Below are 17,891 nucleotides of genomic sequence, written 5' to 3' on the forward strand. Positions count from 1 at the left end.
TGGGGCTCAGTCGTGCGGATGCGTATTTATCAAAGCATTGCAAAGCAAAGATTTTTCGGAAATCCTACTGATCTGCGTCAATTTTTTAGTCATAGTTCACGGATCAAGTGATTTCTCAGGCAAAATTGATATTTTATTTTCCGGACATAAGAAATATTATGGGCATACATCAATTTGAGGTATGGGAAGCTTCAGCTATTGATAAAAAATGTACAGTTATTACATGGATATCACAAAAACAGAGTATTGACAATATACCCCATGGGGGTATATAATCTTGCCGGAAAAGGGAGGAATGATTTCGATGGAACACGGGAATAATGAGGACAAAAAGTGCTGTTGCTGTGGACGGAAAAAACAGCGGCAGGAGAAGGAGTACAAGGATCTTGTCAACCGGCTGAGCAGGATCGAGGGACAGGTCCGCGGAATCAAGCGGATGGTCGAAGAGGATGCCTACTGCACGGATATTCTAATGCAGGTATCGGCGGTCAATGCAGCCTTGAACAGCTTTAATAAGGTTCTTCTGGCAAACCATATCAAAACATGTGTCCGTCAGGACATTCTGGATGGACGCGAGGATACGGTGGATGATCTGGTTGTCACCTTACAGAAGCTGATGAAATAAGTATTTCAGGAAAAGAGAGGAAGTGTGGATTACCATGGAACAATATATTGTAACCGGAATGAGCTGTGCAGCCTGCAGTGCCCGGGTAGAAAAGGCTGTGTCGGCAGTGGAGGGGGTGACCTCCTGCTCGGTTAGTCTTCTAACTAATTCTATGGGTGTAGAAGGAACCGCATCCCAGAGCCGGATCATTGAGGCAGTACAGCAGGCAGGCTACGGAGCCAGTCCGAAGGGCGCTTCCGATAAGGGAGAAAGTGCAGGAAATATTCAGGCACTGGAGGATTCCCTGAAGGACCGCGAGACGCCGGTACTGCGAAGAAGACTGTTGTCGTCAATTGTTTTTTTGCTGCTTTTGATGTATTTGTCGATGGGACATGTGATGTGGGGATGGCCGCTTCCGTCTTTTTTAGACGGCAATCATGTGGCTATGGGACTTGCACAGCTTTTGCTGACAGTGATCATTATGGTACTGAATCAGAAGTTTTTCATCAGTGGTTTTACAAGTCTGTGGCACGGAGCACCGAATATGGATACGCTTGTGGCACTTGGCTCTTCTGCAGCATTTGGGTACAGCACCTATGCGCTGTTTGCCATGACTGGTGCGCAGGTGCGCGGCGATGCAGATGCGGTCATGGGGTATATGCATGAGTTTTATTTTGAATCTGCGGCAATGATCCTGACGCTGATCACTGTGGGAAAGATGTTAGAGGCATATTCTAAGGGAAAGACCACGAATGCATTGAAGGGACTCATGGATCTGGCACCGAAAACGGCAGTACTGTTTGTGGATGGGGAAGAGAAGGAAGTTCCGGTTGAGCAGGTCAAAAAAGGAGATGTCTACATTGTACGTCCCGGTGCCGATATTCCGGTAGACGGCGTGGTGCTGGAGGGCGACAGTGCGGTAGACGAATCGGCACTGACCGGGGAGAGTATCCCGGTGGACAAGGCTGCCGGAGACGGCGTCTCCGCCGGAACCATTAACCAGTCCGGTGTGCTTCGCTGTGAGGCGGCCAGAGTCGGAGAGGATACGGCATTATCAAAGATTATTCAGATGGTCAGTGATGCGGCGGCAACAAAGGCTCCGATCGCCAAGATCGCTGACCGTGTTTCCGGAATCTTTGTACCGGCAGTTGTAACAATTGCGGTTGTGACCATTATTGTCTGGCTGCTTGCAGGGCAGAGTGTCGGCTTTGCGCTGGCAAGAGGTATTTCCGTTCTCGTGATCAGTTGTCCGTGTGCTCTTGGTCTGGCGACGCCGGTGGCGATCATGGTGGCAAACGGTGTAGGTGCCAGAAACGGTATCTTATTTAAGACGGCAGTTTCTATGGAAGAGACCGGTAAGACAGCGATTGTTGCTCTGGACAAAACAGGCACGATCACGAAGGGAGAACCCCGTGTGACAGACCTTCTTCCTGCAGAGAATATCTTAGAGCAGCAGCTTTTGGAGGATGCCTATCATCTGGAGCAGATGAGCGAGCATCCGTTAGCGAAAGCGGTTCTTGACTATGGAACCCAAAAGGGTGTAAGCTCTAAGGAAGTAAGTGATTTTAAAGCGCATCCGGGCAATGGTCTTTCTGCAGTCTGCGACGGGGTTAAACTTATGGGAGGAAGCGTGGCATATATCAGCAGTCAGGTTCAGATTCCACAGGAAGTGCAGAAGCAGGCACAGAAGCTTGCCGGTCAGGGTAAGACACCTCTTTGTTTTGTGCGTGACGAAAGCTACATCGGTATGATCGCCGTGGCAGATGTCATGAAGGAGGACAGCCCGCAGGCAATCCGCGAGCTGCAGAACATGGGAATCCATGTCGTTATGCTGACAGGAGACAATCGTAGAACGGCGGAGGCAATCGGGGCGCAGGCAGGTGTGGATCAGGTTGTAGCCGATGTACTGCCGGATGGCAAGGAGAGCGTGATTCGCGAACTGCAGAAGTTTGGTAAGGTTGCGATGGTCGGTGATGGTATCAATGATGCGCCGGCATTGACAAGAGCGGATATGGGGATTGCGATCGGTGCAGGTACGGATGTGGCGATCGATGCGGCAGACGTTGTGTTGATGAAGAGCAGACTCAGTGATGTTCCGGCAGCGATCCGCTTAAGCCGTGCGGCTCTGCGCAATATTCATGAGAATCTTTTCTGGGCGTTCTTTTACAATGTGATCGGCATTCCTCTGGCAGCAGGTGTATGGATACCGCTGTTTGGCTGGAAGCTCAATCCGATGTTTGGAGCAGCTGCCATGAGTTTATCAAGCTTCTGTGTAGTTACCAACGCCCTGCGGCTGAATCTGTTCCGGATCCATGATGCGGGCAGGGAACGCAAGAGGAAGGATGCGATTTGTGTAGAATTTATTTCCGATAACAACGATAATAAGAAAGAAGAGGTAGAGACAATGACAAAGACGATTAAGATCGAAGGAATGATGTGTGGACACTGTGAGGCTCATGTGAAGAAGGCTCTGGAGGCAATTGACGGTGTGACGGAGGCGGTAGCAAGCCATGAGAAAGGAACTGCGGTTGTAACACTTGAGCAGCCGGTAGAGGACGATGTTCTTACAAAGGCGGTGGAAGAGCAGGATTACAAGGTGGTTTCTGTAGAGTAGTCAGTGGATGAGGAAGGGATGATTGGTATGCCGGCGGTTTTATTTGAAGGTGGCACATTTCGCCCGGTGTTCAGTTGTGGCGTAATGGATGCTCTGCTGGATGAGGATATCATGTTTCCGTACTGCATTGGTGTTTCGGCAGGCTGTGCGGATGCAGCGTCCTATGTTTCCAGACAGAGAGGGCGTAATATCGAGGTGCTCGAAAAGTACCGCAATGATAAGCGATACATGGGCAAGCGCAATCTGTTCAAGGAGAAAAGTATGTTTGGCATTCAGTTTGCGTTCCGTGATATTCCCAATATTCATGTTCCGTTTGATATGGAAACATTTCAGAATTATGACGGGAAATTTATTGCGGTCACAACGGATGCACAGACAGGGCGTGTACAGTATTTTACGCAGAAGGATGTGGATGAGCGGTTTGAGGTGTTTCATGGCACCTGTGCACTGCCGGCGATCATACCTCCGGCCGTGATCCATGGCAGGGAGTATTTCGACGGTGGTCTGTCCAATCCGATCCCGATCGACAAGGTGTTGAGCGATGGCTGCGACAAGGTACTGGTCGTGCTGACCAGACCGAAGGGATATATCAAGGAATGCCGCAAGTCAGATATTCTGATCGCGCGCCGGATCGAGAAGAAATATCCGGCCGTAGCAAGGGCATTGGTTCACCGCTATAAGAAGTACAACCGCTCCGTGAAGCTCTGTGAAGAGCTGGAGAAACAGGGACGTGCCGTGATCCTCAGACCGGAGCATCCTCTCAAAAGTATGGAGAAGGATGTGAAGGTGCTTCGCCGGTCATGGCAGGAAGGATATGATCTGGCAGCGGAGCGTATGAGTGAGATAAAAGCGTTATTTCATTAATATTTTATGGAATTGCTATTTTCTTTTTTGAAAAAATGGTATATAATAGCAACGAATTAAGGTTTTGTAGTGAATTTTACAAATGGAGGATTAGGATTATGTTAGTATCAGCAAAAGAAATGCTTACAAAAGCAAAAGCAGGTCACTATGCAGTAGGTCAGTTTAACATCAACAACCTTGAGTGGACAAAGTCTATTCTTCAGACAGCTCAGGAGCTTGAGTCACCGGTTATCCTTGGTGTATCTGAGGGTGCCGGAAAGTATATGTGCGGTTATAAGACTATCGTTGGTATGGTAAAGGGTATGATCGAGGAGCTTAACATTACAGTTCCTGTAGCACTTCACCTTGACCATGGTTCATTCGAAGGCGCAAAGGCTTGTATCAACGCAGGATTCTCTTCTATTATGTTTGATGGTTCCAGCCTTCCGATCGAGGAGAACGTACAGAAGACAACAGAGCTTGTCAACGCATGTGACATTCTTGGTCTTTCTCTTGAGGCAGAGGTTGGTTCAATCGGTGGCGAGGAAGATGGTGTCATCGGTGCCGGCGAGTGTGCAGATCCTGAGGAGTGTAAGAAGGTTGCAGATCTTGGTGTAACAATGCTTGCAGCAGGTATCGGTAATATTCATGGTAAATATCCTGAGAACTGGGCTGGTCTGAGCTTTGAGACTCTTGATGCAATTCAGGCTAAGACAGGAGATATGCCTCTGGTACTTCATGGTGGTACAGGTATTCCTGCAGATATGATCAAGAAAGCAATCTCTCTTGGTGTTGCAAAGATCAACGTAAATACAGAGTGTCAGCTTGCATTCCAGGAAGCTACACGTAAGTACATCGAGGAAGGTAAGGATCTCGAGGGTAAGGGATTTGATCCTCGTAAGCTTCTTGCTCCGGGCGCAGAGGCTATCAAGGCTACTGTTAAGGAGAAGATGGAGCTCTTCGGATCAGTTGGAAAGGCTTTCAACTAGTTTGAACAAATGAATAGGCGGAAATGGCAGAGCATAAACTGACAGCATCTGTCGTTTCATCTGGTATAGCAGCTTTGCAGTCTGTATTTGATACAGGCTGCAAAGTTGTTTCTATAATGGAGGATAGAGGATGACGAAACGAGAATTTCTATCAGAGCTGCGTATGGCATTGGAGGGAAATATTCCGGTTCAGGATATCGAGGATAATATTCGCTATTATGATAATTATTTTGCGGAGAGCGGACGCCCGGAAAGGGAGGTCTGCGAGGAGCTTGGCGATCCGCGTCTGATCGCAAGAACACTGATCGATTCGTTTACTGCTGCAAAGGGACCGATGGCTGACTTTTATAAGGAGCAGGCAAGGGACGATTACAGCAGAGAGAGCAGAAATGAGGGCAGCTACGAGAGTGATGATATCGGTGGCTTTGGAGACAAGTGGTACGACAAGCTGTTTCGTTATGTGCTGCTGATCTCGATTGCGATCATTGTCGGTGCTGTACTGATCTTCGTACTGAAGGTTACTGTGACGGTTGTTATACCGGTCGTGGTGATTGTCTTAATTATTAAATTCTTATTAGATTTATTCCGGAGATATTGACAGGCAGGGCATTGCGGTGCTATTATCGCGGATAGACATATTGGAGGAAGTTATAAGCAATGTATAAGGTATTATGTAAGGATGGCATGGCGAAGCGTGCCAGGCTGGAGACGGTTCATGGTACGGTGGAGACACCGGTATTTATGAATGTTGGTACGATCGGTGCAATCAAGGGTGCGGTATCGACCAGGGATCTTGAGGAGATCCATACACAGATCATGCTGTGCAACACCTATCACCTTCATGTGCGTCCGGGGGATGATGTGGTTTACGATATGGGGGGTATCCGCAAGTTTGCGGTATGGGATAAGCCGGTGCTGACAGATTCCGGTGGATTTCAGGTGTTTTCCCTTGCAGGACTGCGCAAGATCAAGGAAGAGGGCGTTTATTTCAACTCTCATATTGATGGGCACCGTATTTTCATGGGTCCGGAGGAGAGTATGCGGATACAGTCACATCTTGCCTCTACGATTGCGATGGCATTTGACGAGTGTCCGCCGCATCCGGCGACCAGAAAGTATATGCAGGATTCTGTGGACAGAACGACAAGATGGCTGGAGCGTTGCCAGAAGGAGATGAAGCGGCTCAATAGTCTGGAGGAGACTCTGAATCCGAACCAGCTCCTGTTTGGTATCGATCAGGGCGGTACATTCCAGGATATCCGTATTGAGCATGCCAAGAGGATCTCAGAGATGGATCTGGACGGTTACGCACTCGGTGGTCTTGCTGTCGGCGAGACACATGAGGAGATGTACGATGTGATCGAGAAGACGATGGATTATCTGCCGCAGGATAAGCCTACTTATCTGATGGGTGTTGGAACGCCGCAGAATATTCTGGAATCGGTAGAGCGCGGTGTTGACTTCTTTGACTGCGTTTATCCGGCACGTAACGGCCGTCACGGTCATGCATACACCAACCACGGTAAGATGAACCTGTTCAATGCAAGGTATGAGAGGGACGACAGACCGTTGGATGAGGACTGCGGATGTCCGGTTTGTCGCAGATACAGTAGAGCTTATATCCGTCATTTGTTGAAAGCGAAGGAGATGCTCGGACTTCGTTGTATGGTGACACACAATCTTTGGTTCTATAACCATTTGATGGAGGAAATTCGGGAAGCAATCGAGAAAGGCTGCTTCCAGGAATATAAAAAGAAAAAATTAGAAAGCATGGAGGAATTAAAATGAATGCAATAAGCGTATTAGCGTCATCGAGTGGACAGGCTTCCACAACACAGAGTATCATCAGCATGGTTGTAATCTATGCAGCGATCATTGGTATTTTCTGGTTTTTCGCAATCCGTCCACAGAAGAAGCAGCAGAAGGAGCACGACACTCTTCTGACCACACTGGAGGTTGGAGACAGCGTACTTACCACAAGCGGTTTCTTCGGCGTTGTGATTGACATTATGGATGAGGTTGTTATCGTTGAGTTCGGTAACAATAAGAACTGCCGTATCCCAATGAAGAAAGAGAATATCGTTGAGATCGATAAGCAGGGCAACGAGAGTAAATAATTCGGTCCGATATGAAATAAAGCGTCAATGCATTGGTTTTTAGCGCATTGACGCTTTTGCTTTTACATTACTTTTATTCTTTCATGGCCTCTAACGGGTAATGAACGGCTGCGGCAAGCTTTTCCAGATACTCATAAGGAACCGCAAGTGTGCCACGGCCGGTGCCGATGTCAATGGCAGGCTTGTTCGCTCCGTGGAAATCTGAACCTCCGCTCGGCAGAAGGTGAAATTTTGCCGCAAGCTGACCTGCATAGTATTCATCCTGTTTTGTGTGATTAGAATATTTGACTTCGATTCCCATCAGACCGGATTCCTTCAGCCGTGCGATCAATGCCTCCAGTTCCTTTTCGGGAAGTTTGTAATGAAGCGGGTGTGCCAGGATAGGAACACCGCCGGCATCCCTTATAATGCGGATTCCATCCTCGGGCCGGATATATTCGCGTGGGATGAAATAAGGACATCCCGGATCCAGATATTTGTGAAAGGCTTCGTTTGGTATCTTGACGATCTGATGATCCACCAGATAGCGAGCAAAGTGCGCGCGGGTAATGACGGCGTCAGGATTGCCCTGCGTGAGTTCCTCGTAGGTAACGGGGATGCCGTTTGCATTAAAACGCCGTATCATCTCCTCATTGCGCTCCAGACGGCGCCGGATCAAAAGATCAGTCATGTCCTGGAATGCTTTATTGTGATGGTCAATGAACAGACCAACGATATGAATATCCTGCTTCTTGTATGCGACAGAAAGTTCCGTGCCGGGGATGACCTGCAGCGGCAGTGCATGGTCGCGGGCAGCCTGTATGGCTTCATCAATGCCGGAAACCGTGTCGTGATCCGTCAGTGCGATGGCGCGCAGTCCCTTATCGGCAGCACGTATCACCACCTCGGCGGGAGAACAGGTGCCATCGGAAGCATTTGAATGTGTATGAAGATCAACGTAATCCATAATGATAGTCTCCTTCCTCTTTTCTCCTGAATAGTTTAACACAGATTGACATATAATGGAGAATAAAACAATGCAGATTTTGGAAGGATTTGTTTTTATGAAAAAAAGTGGGGATGCATTACGTTTTTTGATCATTCTTGTGGGGATGCTTGTTGTGTCGGCGCTTGTTCTTGCGGTTGTAACGGCGTTTATGGTGAAGGGGCATATGACTGCTGGACTTATCAGTGGTGGCGTGATCACAGCATATGTTGTGTCGGCACTTCTTGGCGGCTTTTGCATCGGGCAGGTGAAAGGCAGACAGAAATTTCTGTGGGGGCTTCTGATCGGACTTTGTTATTTTCTGGTGCTGTTTCTGACCGGGAAAATGATATATCATTCGGGGGCAGACTTTGGATTTCAGACAGTCAGCAGCGGTATGATCTGTGCGGTGGCAGGGATGATCGGAGGAATGCTTGCGCCGGCAAACCGCACAGGTGCATAAAAATTATCATAGAGTTAATAGTTATTTAACATAATAGTAATGGCTATGTGATGATAAAAAAAGTGAGTGTGTTATGATAGGTCATGTGCGAAATGAGGGGGACAAAAATGTTCGTAAATGCACAAGTAAATAAAGTGAGAAAAGGTGAGTAAGTGATGAGCAGAGACGATAAAAGAAGGAGAAAAAGAAGACAGCGTACAGAGGAGAATCCGAAATCTGTCTGGATCATGATGAGCGCAGCTGTTGTGCTGGGGGTGGTCATTATTGCGATGGTGGCACAGCTTGTGCGGCTGAACCGGCAGGGGGAGCGGTTAAATACGCAGACAAAGACAGAGGCATCTGTGGACAACAGTGCGGAGAACAGTAAGAAAGCAGGAGAATCAAAGAAAGCAAAGGGAACGGAAGCACCGCAGGAGACGCAGGCACCGGCAGTAGAGCATATCCGTAAGGACCTTGACCCGGATAAACCGATGGTGGCACTGACCTTTGATGATGGTCCGTATGACCGTGTAACAAACCGGATTGTGAAAGTATTGGCAAAGAATGATTCCAGAGCCACCTTTTTTGTGGTGGGTAATCGTGTGGAGCGCTATGCGGATACCATGAAGAATGCATTTAATAAGGGGAATCAGATTTCGACCCATACCTTTGACCACGGGGATCTGAGTAAGATGAAGAAAAAGCAGATCCGCAGAGAGCTGACACGTGCTTTTCGTGTCATGAAGAAGATCAACGGGGAGGAGCCGACCATGCTGCGACCTCCGTACGGTAATGTCAATGATAAGATGCGTCGGACGATCAAGATCCCGATGATCTACTGGAGTGTGGATACAGAGGACTGGGCGAGTCGCAACAGCAAGAAGATTTTAAAGAAGTGCAAGAGCATTTCGGATGGAGACATTGTACTGATGCATGATCTGTATCCGAGTACGGCAGGAGCCGTAGAAAAGCTTGTGCCGAAGCTACGCAAAAAGGGATTCCAGCTTGTGACCGTTGAGGAGCTGTTCTATTATAAGGGGATTGATGCAGAGGGCGGCAAGGTTTATTTCAGTGGTAAATAAAGGAAATATAAGATCAATCACTCCGGAATGCTGTGATCACATGCACAGCATTCCGGGGTGATTTTCATTTTCGGAGAATTATAAGGAATCCCTTGCCAATCTTTCGATGACTATGCTATAATGATGTTTAACGTGGTTTTTTATGCATGTGCGGATGAAATGCATGAGAATTTCTACGAAAAAGAGTTATTTAAAGGAGATATGCAGCAATGAAGAACAAAAGGAAAGGATTGCTGACTATAATCGTTATTATAGCAGCGATCGCATTTTGTGGTTACACGACTCTGGTCGGACTGGGAGCTGCCCACAAGGGAAGTGCTCAGAACATCAGACTTGGTCTGGATCTTGCCGGTGGTGTCAGCATCACTTATGAGGCAGTGAAGGATACTCCGACAGACACTGAGATGAAGGATACGATTCAGAAGATGCAGCAGCGTGCCGAGGTATACAGTACCGAGTCCTCTGTTGTACAGCAGGGTGATAAGCGTATCGAGGTTGACATCCCCGGTGTTGCCGATGCAGAAGAAGTATTAAAGAGTCTTGGTAAGGAAGGTTCTCTGGATTTTGTATCAGAGGATGATGTAAAAGTAGAGAAAGACGGCACTGTTACATATGACAAGAGCAAGGTTATCTGCTCCGGTTCTGAGGTGAAGAACGCTGAGGCGAACACGATTCAGGACGAGACTACCAAGAACAAGGAGAATGTCGTTGACATTACCTTCAATAAGAAGGGAACAAAGAAGTTCGGTGCAGCAACCCAGAAAGCCGCACCATCTAAGAAGAGAATCTATATCATTTATGATGGAAAAGAGCTTTCGTCACCGGCTGTTCAGAGCGAGATCCTGAACGGTAAGGCACAGATTTCCAGAAGCTTCAAGACCTTCGCAGATGCAGAGGAGCTTGCAGCAGGTATCCGTATCGGTGCCCTTCCACTGGAATTGAAGGAAGCGCAGTCACAGGTTGTCGGAGCACAGCTTGGTCTTGATGCGATCAAGACAAGTCTTTTGGCAGGTGCGATCGGATTCGGTCTTGTGGTACTGTTCATGGTTGTATTCTACAGACTGCCTGGTCTGGCTGCATCCATTGCGCTTCTGTTCTACCTGGTGCTGATGCTTGTCGTATTAAATGGTCTGAATGTTACCCTGACACTTCCCGGTGTAGCAGGTATCATTTTGAATATTGGTATGGCGGTGGATGCCAACGTTATCATATTCACGCGTATCAAGGAGGAGCTTGCCAAAGGCAAGTCTGTACAGACAAGTATCAAGCTTGGTTTTGATAAGGCGCTGTCCGCAATCGTGGATGGTAACATTACTACCCTGATCGCAGCCTTCGTGCTTTACCTGAAAGGTTCCGGTACGATCAAGGGCTTTGCTACAACACTGGCAATCGGTATTATCCTGTCTATGTTCACAGCACTTGTTATCACAAAGCTTCTTCTCGAGGCAATGTATGTGCTCGGTGTAGACGATGTGAAGTACTTCGGTGTTGAGGGCGCAAGAAAGCGTATCCCGTTTGTGGCAAACAGAGTGAAGTTTTTCGCACTTTCCGGCGTGCTGATCCTCGCATGTATCGTAATGCTTGTAGTCAACAAGACAGGACGAATCGGATATATTTTGAACTATGGTCTTGATTTCCTCGGTGGTACCACCTACAACGTCACATTTGACAGTGGTGAGAAGATCGATGCTGATCTGAAGAAACAGGTTGAGTCCATCTTCAGTAAGACAAGTGGTTCTAACGATGTCGTTATTTCAGACGTAGCAGGAAGCAACACACTTTCCGTTAAGACAGTAGAGCTTACGGATGATCAGAGAGCTGATCTTACCAATCAACTTGTAAGCAACTTCAAGGTACAGGAAAAGAACATTCAGTACGATAGTATCAGTGCAGCTGTATCAGATGAGATGAAGACGAATGCGATCGTATCCGTTATTATCGCAGCGATTTGTATGCTGCTTTATATCTGGTTCCGATTCAAGGATGTCATTTTCGCAAGCAGTGCTGTTCTTGCCCTGCTTCATGACTGTGCGATCGTGCTTCTGGTATATGCTGTTTCCAAGATTTCTGTTGGTAACACATTCATCGCTTGTATGCTTACCATTGTTGGTTATTCTATCAACGCGACAATCGTAATCTTTGACCGTATCCGTGAGAATCTGAACGGACGTAAGGATTCTTCTGTACTGGATCAGATCGTAGATGACAGTATTACACAGACATTGACAAGAAGTATTAATACTTCTATCACAACATTCATCATGATCTTTATGCTGGCAATTCTGGGTGTGGATTCCGTAAGAGATTTCGCAATTCCTCTGATGGCTGGTATTATCTGCGGTGCATACTCATCAGTTTGCATTACAGGTACTCTCTGGTACACTATGAAGAGAAAGTTTGCTAAGAAGAAAGCATAATCGTTAAATCGAATAAAGAGATATCAAAAAACAGGGTACTGCACTTTGTGCGGTACCCTGTTTTGCTCGTCCTTGTCATTGCAGTGTTGGGAATACTAGGTGTGGTGATGCAATTATTATGAAGTGAATAAAGACAAAGGGGGTCGTGCGGGGATATACTTTGATCTAAATAGAAATGCTAATAATATAAGAACTTTTGTACCTGATATTGACTTAGCTCCTAAAATCTAATATTATTTAGGAGATTAATTGGGAGATAGAGTATGAGAATATTTGATTATTCGTCATTAAAAGAGAAAACATGGGACAGCGAGATAATCTCGCTTATTGCACAGATTCATGAATATAAGGGACGGCAGGAGGTTTATATTAAGCAGAAACCGGAAGAATTAGATAAATTTGTAGAAATAGCAAAACGATAGAGTACAGAGGCATCAAGTGCTATTGAGGGAATACGAACTACAAGTAACAGATAAAACAGCTTTGTGAGGAAAAGACCACTCCGAAAAATTGTGCTGAGGAAGAAATTCTTGGATATAGGGATGTTTTAAATACGATACATGAGAACTATGAATATATTCCAATCACAACAAATTACATTTTGCAGTTACATCGGGATTTGTATAAATATACAGAAAAAAGTATCGGCGGTCATTTCAAAGTGTCACAAAATGTGATTGCTGCTATGGACGGAACCGGGAAAGAATATGTGCTTTTTACACCGCTTGCTCCATATGAAACACCGTCTGCTGTTGATGCCATTTGTGAAAAGCTTTCGGCAAAAGAAATCGTCAGGCGAGCGATATATAGCAAAGTTGGAAAGCTGACTAAAAGTGATATTACTGAATTGTGTCCCTCCATAGGAATAAAATCAGTGGAATTGGCTTTAAAACAATTAGTAGAAGAAGGTGTTCTTTTAAAAAAGGGATCGGGAAGAGCTACATTCTATGTTCGTAGTGATTCGGAGATGAATTGAGATATTAATTTATTCTTATGTGAGAAAACATATAAAATCTCCTGAAAATCAACACCAATTAGAGAAAAAAGGAGGATTTTGTAAATGACTTCGTTTAAATATATGGGTGAATTTAAAGATGAGAGCATCCTTCCTAAACGTGTTCAAGAAGGAGCGATTATGTTTAAGGAACCTGATATGAACAAATTTGCTATTATAGCTAACTTACTTTCGCTTGTATTGCTTATAGGATTAGTGGTTTTTACATTTTTTTATGCAGGACGGCAATATAATACATGGGGGGCAGTGGCATCAATTCTGCTTCTTGTACCACATGAATTTTTACATGCGATATGGATGAAGGGCGACGTGTTTATGTATACGAGTTTGAAAAATATGGTACTGTTCGTGATAAGTACAGAGGACCTTACGAAGGGACAATTTGTTTGGATGAGTTTATTTCCAACAATTTGTTTTGGATTTATTCCGTTTTTGTTATTTGTTTTCAATTCGGGGTGGACATTTTTGGGTTATCTGGGGATATTTTCGATTTCAATGGGAGCGGGTGATTTCTGTAATGTATTTTTTGCTCTGACGCAGATGCCAAATAACGCTGTGACATTTTTAAGTGGCAGTCATTCGTATTGGTATGTACCGGAGAATTTGTAGAGGATGACAGAAGAGAAGCAAGACAGTCAATGCTTGATGCATACCCATCTTTACAGAATATGTACTCCGCTGATGATGGAAATACAGAGGTGTTTTATTTTAAAAATGCGACAGCTACATTTTCTTCATTCACACATGAACCGAAAGTAGTGAAGTTCTAAGGACAAAGTAGTTTGCAAGGAATAGCGTAAGATGTTGTCACTTCAGCTTTTGGCTTATTTCTTTGAACGGATGGATAAACTATGGTCTGGCGACGAAAGAAATCCATTCGCCCAGTGTGTTTTCTTCAATGATCGTAAAATGATTGGCGGTTAATGCCTTGCGGACATCATCGCCACGGCTTGCAAGAATACCGGAGGAAATGAAGATGCCGTCCGGCTTCAGGAAAGGACGGATCATACCGGAAAGAGGGATGATCACATCGGCGAGAATATTGGCAACGACTACGTCAAATGGTTCCGGACATTCTGCCTTGATCGCGGCACTGTCCTCAAGGATATTGCCGTGGATCGCACGGATCCTGTCTGCGGCAATGTGATTTCGCTCGGCATTTTCCTGTGTTCCGGTGACTGCAGATGGATCAATGTCGAGACAGAATGCACTTTTCGCACCGTACAACAGTGCGGCGATCGCAAGAATACCGCTGCCACAGCCGGCATCCATGATGCGGGTATCTTTGTGGATGTAGCTTCGCAGGGAAGTCATGCAGAGACGTGTTGTTTCGTGTGTTCCGGTACCGAAAGCAGAACCCGGCTCGATCAAAAGAATCGTATCGTTTTCGTTTGCAATTTCCGGTGCCGGCTCCCAGATAGGAGTGACGATCAGATCATCGGTAACGCGAAATGGGTGAAAGCTGTCCTTCCATTTATCCTTCCACTGTGCATCGTCCTGTACGGAATAGGTGATCACCGGATCCGGGAACGGACAGAACTGCTGCATATCGGCGATGCGGCTGCGCAGAGAGGCAATAAGCTCTTCCGGATCCTGATACCCCTCCTGGACAGGACTTGCAGCATCACGCAGGGAAGATCCCGTGCTGTAAAATTCCTTCTCTTCAGGAGTATTGTCTCCTTCGGTATAAAAGGTCAGGACAGCCTTGCCGTCATCCGGTCCCAGATCCGCCGGGATATCGGTATACATCTGCTTCTCCTCCTCCGGGGTCAGAGGAACATGGTCAGAAATCTCAAAGCCCTGTATGCCGAGCTCATAGAGCAGCTCCCCAATAATATCTGCGGCGTCCGTCGTTGTATGAACTTTATATTGAATCCATTTCATTGATGATTATCCTTTCTTCCTGAATTATGGTATACTTTCTAAGAGTGTGATTTAATTATAACAAAAAAAAGGATGTTATACAATGAAACAGTGGATGATAAAATCAAACCGTGCCGATCTGTCAAAGATTGCAGCACGGTATAAAATTTCCGAAATTCTGGCGGAGGTTCTTGTGAAAAGGGGGCTGTACGACTGGGAGGCGATGGATGCCTACCTGTATCCGTCTATGGATAAGCTGCATGATGTGCATGCTATCTATGATCTGGATCATGCGGTTTCGATCATACGCAATAAGATCGAGAACAATCAGAAAATACAGGTGATCGGCGATTATGATGTGGACGGTGTGATGTCTACGTCCATCCTGGTGAAGGGGCTTCGAAAGCTGGGAGCTGAGGTGAGCTGGCGTGTGCCGCACCGGGAGAGAGACGGATACGGTGTGCGGGATTATATGGCGAGGGAGGCTTTTGAACAGGATGTGGACACGATCATTACCTGCGACAATGGCATCTCGCTGTTGATGCCGTTGCCTGCGCCAAGGAGCTTGGTATGACGGTGATCGTGACGGATCACCACGATGTGCCGCTTGACAATGAAACGGGACAGGAACTGCTTCCACCGGCAGATGCCGTGGTGGATCTGAAGCGGAAGGACAATATGTATCCATGGCGGGAACTGTGCGGTGCGGCGGTGGCATACCGCCTGATTGAGGCTTTGTTTGAGGGGCGGGAGGAAAGTGCATTTCTGGATGAGCTTTTGTCCATGGCGGCGGTGGCAACCGTCTGTGATGTGGTACCGCTGCAGAGCGAGAACCGAATCATTGTAAGCCGTGGTCTGGAGCTGATACAAAACAGCACTAACAAGGGGCTTTCTTCGCTGATCCGGCAACTGGATCTAAACAGAGAGGTTGATTCCGGCTGTATTGGTTTCCGAATCGGTCCCTGCATTAATGCGGCAGGGCGTCTGCGGGATGCTTCTACTGGTGTAGAATTGATGCTTGCGGAGGATCAAAAGGAAGCGGATGCGATTGCGGCGCATCTGATCGAGCTGAATGAGGAGCGCAAGGATATTACCGCACGGGCAACCGAACAGGCAGTAAAACAGATTGAAGAGGAAGGATATCTGGACCAAAACGTGCTTGTTGTATTTGTGGAGGAGTGTCCGGAGAGTGTTGCGGGCATTGTGGCAGGAAGGATCAAGGAGAAATATTACCGTCCGACGATGATATTGACCAGATCCGGAGATCATCTGAAGGGCTCCGGCAGATCAATCCCGGGCTATCACATGCAGCAGGAATTAAATGCCTGTGCATCGCTTCTGCTTGAATATGGCGGTCATGCCATGGCTGCGGGATTTTCGCTGAAGGAGGAGAAGCTTGAGTCTCTTCGGGATGCCTTAAATGAGCGGTGCAGACTGACTCCGAAGGATCTGATCGAAAAGATAACGATCGACCGTGAGGTGGCGCTTGCGGAGGTGAGCGGCAATCTGGTGCGTGAACTGAATCTGTTGCAGCCGGTAGGCGAGCAGAATAAGGGTGCTCTTTTTGCAAAGCGTGGTCTGGAGATTCTTTCTGTGAAGATCCGTGGCAAAGAGGGACAGGTAGGGAGTTTTATGGTGCGTGATCAGGGCAGACGTTATAATCTGGTGGATTTTCAGATCGATCAGTGCATGAAGAAGGAAATCTGCGCCAAATATTCCGAGGTGGTGTGGGAATCTCTGGAGCAGGGGAATGCAAGCGGCTGTGTGATGGATATTATTTATATTCCGAGGATCAATGAGCGTTACGGGGAACTGCAGTACACGATAGTTGACTGCCGCTAGATCACATGGTATTCTTAAGGGCAGTAGATATTGTTTTGGACGTTGGAGGATTGTTATGTCAGATATTTCATCTGTTTCATCCCTGTCGAATCTTTCGAGGGATTTATATTATCAGTATATGATCGACCACAACTCCATGAGTACGATGTTTCATGCACTTTCCGGAGATGACAGTGATAGCTCCGGGACATCGGGACTTATGAATGCGGTCAGTTCAGGTCTTACCTCATCACTGAGTGGTGTGCAGGGACTTGAGAGCTTAAGCGGGCTTCTTGGAGGATCAGACAGCAGTGACAGTCTTCTGGGGGCTTCGCAGAGCATTTCCGGCTTTGCAGGAATTTTAGAGTCATATCTGAATGCACAGCGCTCAGAGGCAGCTCAGATGGCGCAGTCCATGTCGGAGGTTTTAAAGGAGGCGGCGAAAACGGAGGACACATCCAGCCTGACCTATCAGACCGTACAGGATATTTATCAGTATTTTCAGGAGCAGACGAAGAAACCGTCTTCTTTATAATTTATAAGAATCATCGGCACGCTTTGCGGATCGCAAAACGATAACAGAAATAAAAGACGGTCTGGCTGATATAGTAGAAGAAAAGCGCCATGACCGGAACGCGGCCGAGCGGAAAGTCATACCAGTATTCGGTGGGCTGGATCCACTGCCACACAAGAAGCAGGATCAGAGCAAGTACAAAGCCGAAGCGCTCTGCCTGATAACGGGTGCGGGAAAAGTGATACTGTTTCATGATGTCCGGATGTGCTGCCTGCCGGAGAGCCTCATTGTTTCGCTCCGGGTAAGAGGAATCCAGCGCCAGATTGACGGCGGCAGGAAGTGCAGCCAGTGCTGCGATAATATAAAACGCAGACGGATAATGCAGCGCAGAAAGAGGAACAAGCAGAATGATCAGTATATATCTGGAAATGCGCCAGGCACAGAAATGGCTGACGGCGCGTATTTCACGGTGTTTAAAAACAGCAGTAGTTGTCATAGAAATTTTATAATCCTTTCTCAGCCTGCATGTTTAAGATTGCAGGCATAGTATTTTCTGCATGGAAAACCAGCACAAATCCCGATTTTCATCCAATATGAATCCAGTGT

The 17,891-nt window shown here is 46.8% G+C and carries 18 protein-coding genes and 2 pseudogenes; 17 read left to right on the forward strand and 3 right to left on the reverse strand.

The window, feature by feature from the left end; translation table 11 throughout:
* Positions 1-304: 304 nt before the first annotated feature.
* From DXA20_RS07630 to yajC, 7 genes are all read left to right on the forward strand, one after another.
* The gene (locus DXA20_RS07630; RefSeq protein WP_118559864.1) at positions 305-625 is read left to right on the forward strand and encodes a metal-sensing transcriptional repressor; all 321 of its coding nucleotides are present in this window, start codon (positions 305-307) and stop codon (positions 623-625) included.
* 34 nt (positions 626-659) lie between these two features.
* Positions 660-3,218: a heavy metal translocating P-type ATPase gene (locus tag DXA20_RS07635; RefSeq protein ID WP_118559865.1), complete on the forward strand. Its 2,559-nt coding sequence runs from the start codon at positions 660-662 to the stop codon at positions 3,216-3,218.
* A 27-nt stretch (positions 3,219-3,245) separates the two neighbouring features.
* Positions 3,246-4,082 carry a patatin-like phospholipase family protein gene (locus tag DXA20_RS07640; RefSeq protein WP_118559866.1) on the forward strand — a complete coding sequence of 279 codons (837 nt, stop codon included), beginning with the start codon at positions 3,246-3,248 and terminating at the stop codon, positions 4,080-4,082.
* 98 nt (positions 4,083-4,180) lie between these two features.
* Positions 4,181-5,050: a class II fructose-1,6-bisphosphate aldolase gene (fba, locus tag DXA20_RS07645; protein WP_022305714.1), complete on the forward strand. Its 870-nt coding sequence runs from the start codon at positions 4,181-4,183 to the stop codon at positions 5,048-5,050.
* A 130-nt stretch (positions 5,051-5,180) separates the two neighbouring features.
* Positions 5,181-5,648, forward strand: coding sequence for a DUF1700 domain-containing protein (locus DXA20_RS07650; protein WP_022305713.1), 468 nt, complete (start codon positions 5,181-5,183; stop codon positions 5,646-5,648).
* A 59-nt stretch (positions 5,649-5,707) separates the two neighbouring features.
* Positions 5,708-6,838 (forward strand): tRNA guanosine(34) transglycosylase Tgt, encoded by a 1,131-nt coding sequence (gene tgt, locus DXA20_RS07655; RefSeq protein ID WP_022305712.1) that lies wholly within the window; start codon positions 5,708-5,710, stop codon positions 6,836-6,838.
* Positions 6,835-7,167, forward strand: coding sequence for a preprotein translocase subunit YajC (gene yajC / locus DXA20_RS07660; RefSeq protein WP_022305711.1), 333 nt, complete (start codon positions 6,835-6,837; stop codon positions 7,165-7,167). The genes tgt and yajC overlap by 4 nt, the downstream gene beginning before the upstream one ends.
* 73 nt (positions 7,168-7,240) lie before the next feature.
* On the opposite strand, the gene DXA20_RS07665 is transcribed toward yajC, so the two are convergent.
* Positions 7,241-8,113 (reverse strand): PHP domain-containing protein, encoded by an 873-nt coding sequence (locus tag DXA20_RS07665; protein WP_118559867.1) that lies wholly within the window; start codon positions 8,111-8,113, stop codon positions 7,241-7,243.
* 97 nt (positions 8,114-8,210) lie between these two features.
* Between DXA20_RS07665 and DXA20_RS07670 the strand changes: the two genes are divergently transcribed.
* The 7 genes and pseudogenes from DXA20_RS07670 to DXA20_RS18370 form a co-directional block, all read left to right on the forward strand.
* Positions 8,211-8,594, forward strand: coding sequence for a TIGR04086 family membrane protein (locus DXA20_RS07670; protein ID WP_158577166.1), 384 nt, complete (start codon positions 8,211-8,213; stop codon positions 8,592-8,594).
* A 155-nt stretch (positions 8,595-8,749) separates the two neighbouring features.
* Positions 8,750-9,655, forward strand: a complete 906-nt coding sequence (locus tag DXA20_RS07675) for a polysaccharide deacetylase family protein (RefSeq protein ID WP_118559869.1) — start codon at positions 8,750-8,752, stop codon at positions 9,653-9,655.
* Positions 9,656-9,864: 209 nt separating this feature from the next.
* The gene (gene secD / locus DXA20_RS07680; protein ID WP_118559870.1) at positions 9,865-12,072 is read left to right on the forward strand and encodes a protein translocase subunit SecD; all 2,208 of its coding nucleotides are present in this window, start codon (positions 9,865-9,867) and stop codon (positions 12,070-12,072) included.
* 263 nt (positions 12,073-12,335) lie between these two features.
* Positions 12,336-12,494, forward strand: coding sequence for a hypothetical protein (locus DXA20_RS17675; protein ID WP_330420695.1), 159 nt, complete (start codon positions 12,336-12,338; stop codon positions 12,492-12,494).
* A gap of 197 nt (positions 12,495-12,691) precedes the next feature.
* Positions 12,692-13,048, forward strand: coding sequence for a hypothetical protein (locus DXA20_RS17680; protein ID WP_330420696.1), 357 nt, complete (start codon positions 12,692-12,694; stop codon positions 13,046-13,048).
* Positions 13,049-13,225: 177 nt separating this feature from the next.
* Positions 13,226-13,696 (forward strand): DUF3267 domain-containing protein, encoded by a 471-nt coding sequence (locus tag DXA20_RS17150; protein WP_279222363.1) that lies wholly within the window; start codon positions 13,226-13,228, stop codon positions 13,694-13,696.
* Positions 13,684-13,857 (forward strand): annotated as a pseudogene (locus DXA20_RS18370) (pyridoxamine 5'-phosphate oxidase family protein); the annotation flags it as partial. The gene DXA20_RS17150 and the pseudogene DXA20_RS18370, both read left to right, overlap by 13 nt.
* 79 nt (positions 13,858-13,936) lie before the next feature.
* Here the strand turns inward: DXA20_RS18370 and prmA are convergent.
* Positions 13,937-14,971 (reverse strand): 50S ribosomal protein L11 methyltransferase, encoded by a 1,035-nt coding sequence (gene prmA / locus DXA20_RS07700; protein ID WP_118559873.1) that lies wholly within the window; start codon positions 14,969-14,971, stop codon positions 13,937-13,939.
* A gap of 349 nt (positions 14,972-15,320) precedes the next feature.
* Between prmA and DXA20_RS18630 the strand changes: the two are divergent.
* The 3 genes and pseudogenes from DXA20_RS18630 to DXA20_RS07715 all read left to right on the forward strand — a co-directional run.
* Positions 15,321-15,688 (forward strand): annotated as a pseudogene (locus DXA20_RS18630) (DHH family phosphoesterase); the annotation flags it as partial.
* A 276-nt stretch (positions 15,689-15,964) separates the two neighbouring features.
* Positions 15,965-16,792 (forward strand): DHHA1 domain-containing protein, encoded by an 828-nt coding sequence (locus tag DXA20_RS07710; protein ID WP_442969687.1) that lies wholly within the window; start codon positions 15,965-15,967, stop codon positions 16,790-16,792.
* Positions 16,793-16,847: 55 nt separating this feature from the next.
* On the forward strand, positions 16,848-17,306 hold the full coding sequence (locus DXA20_RS07715) for a hypothetical protein (protein WP_118559879.1): 459 nt from the start codon (positions 16,848-16,850) through the stop codon (positions 17,304-17,306).
* Positions 17,307-17,316: 10 nt separating this feature from the next.
* Here the strand turns inward: DXA20_RS07715 and DXA20_RS07720 are convergent, their stop codons facing one another.
* Complete coding sequence (locus DXA20_RS07720; protein ID WP_118559881.1) at positions 17,317-17,781, reverse strand: hypothetical protein; 465 nt, start codon at positions 17,779-17,781, stop codon at positions 17,317-17,319.
* Between the last annotated feature and the right edge of the window lie 110 nt (positions 17,782-17,891).

This window comes from Roseburia sp. AM59-24XD (assembly GCF_003478445.1).
Classification (GTDB): Bacteria; Bacillota; Clostridia; order Lachnospirales; family Lachnospiraceae; genus Jutongia.

Bases quoted from the DNA above. Each gene is read 5' to 3' on its own strand.
- DXA20_RS07630 (WP_118559864.1), top strand. From the start codon at position 305: ATGGAACACGGGAATAATGAGGACAAAAAGTGCTGTTGCTGTGGACGG.
- DXA20_RS07635 (WP_118559865.1), top strand. From the start codon at position 660: ATGGAACAATATATTGTAACCGGAATGAGCTGTGCAGCCTGCAGTGCC.
- DXA20_RS07640 (WP_118559866.1), top strand. From the start codon at position 3,246: ATGCCGGCGGTTTTATTTGAAGGTGGCACATTTCGCCCGGTGTTCAGT.
- fba (WP_022305714.1), top strand. From the start codon at position 4,181: ATGTTAGTATCAGCAAAAGAAATGCTTACAAAAGCAAAAGCAGGTCAC.
- DXA20_RS07650 (WP_022305713.1), top strand. From the start codon at position 5,181: ATGACGAAACGAGAATTTCTATCAGAGCTGCGTATGGCATTGGAGGGA.
- tgt (WP_022305712.1), top strand. From the start codon at position 5,708: ATGTATAAGGTATTATGTAAGGATGGCATGGCGAAGCGTGCCAGGCTG.
- yajC (WP_022305711.1), top strand. From the start codon at position 6,835: ATGAATGCAATAAGCGTATTAGCGTCATCGAGTGGACAGGCTTCCACA.
- DXA20_RS07665 (WP_118559867.1), bottom strand. From the start codon at position 8,113: ATGGATTACGTTGATCTTCATACACATTCAAATGCTTCCGATGGCACC.
- DXA20_RS07670 (WP_158577166.1), top strand. From the start codon at position 8,211: ATGAAAAAAAGTGGGGATGCATTACGTTTTTTGATCATTCTTGTGGGG.
- DXA20_RS07675 (WP_118559869.1), top strand. From the start codon at position 8,750: ATGAGCAGAGACGATAAAAGAAGGAGAAAAAGAAGACAGCGTACAGAG.
- secD (WP_118559870.1), top strand. From the start codon at position 9,865: ATGAAGAACAAAAGGAAAGGATTGCTGACTATAATCGTTATTATAGCA.
- DXA20_RS17675 (WP_330420695.1), top strand. From the start codon at position 12,336: ATGAGAATATTTGATTATTCGTCATTAAAAGAGAAAACATGGGACAGC.
- DXA20_RS17150 (WP_279222363.1), top strand. From the start codon at position 13,226: ATGAACAAATTTGCTATTATAGCTAACTTACTTTCGCTTGTATTGCTT.
- prmA (WP_118559873.1), bottom strand. From the start codon at position 14,971: ATGAAATGGATTCAATATAAAGTTCATACAACGACGGACGCCGCAGAT.
- DXA20_RS07710 (WP_442969687.1), top strand. From the start codon at position 15,965: ATGCTTGCGGAGGATCAAAAGGAAGCGGATGCGATTGCGGCGCATCTG.
- DXA20_RS07715 (WP_118559879.1), top strand. From the start codon at position 16,848: ATGTCAGATATTTCATCTGTTTCATCCCTGTCGAATCTTTCGAGGGAT.
- DXA20_RS07720 (WP_118559881.1), bottom strand. From the start codon at position 17,781: ATGACAACTACTGCTGTTTTTAAACACCGTGAAATACGCGCCGTCAGC.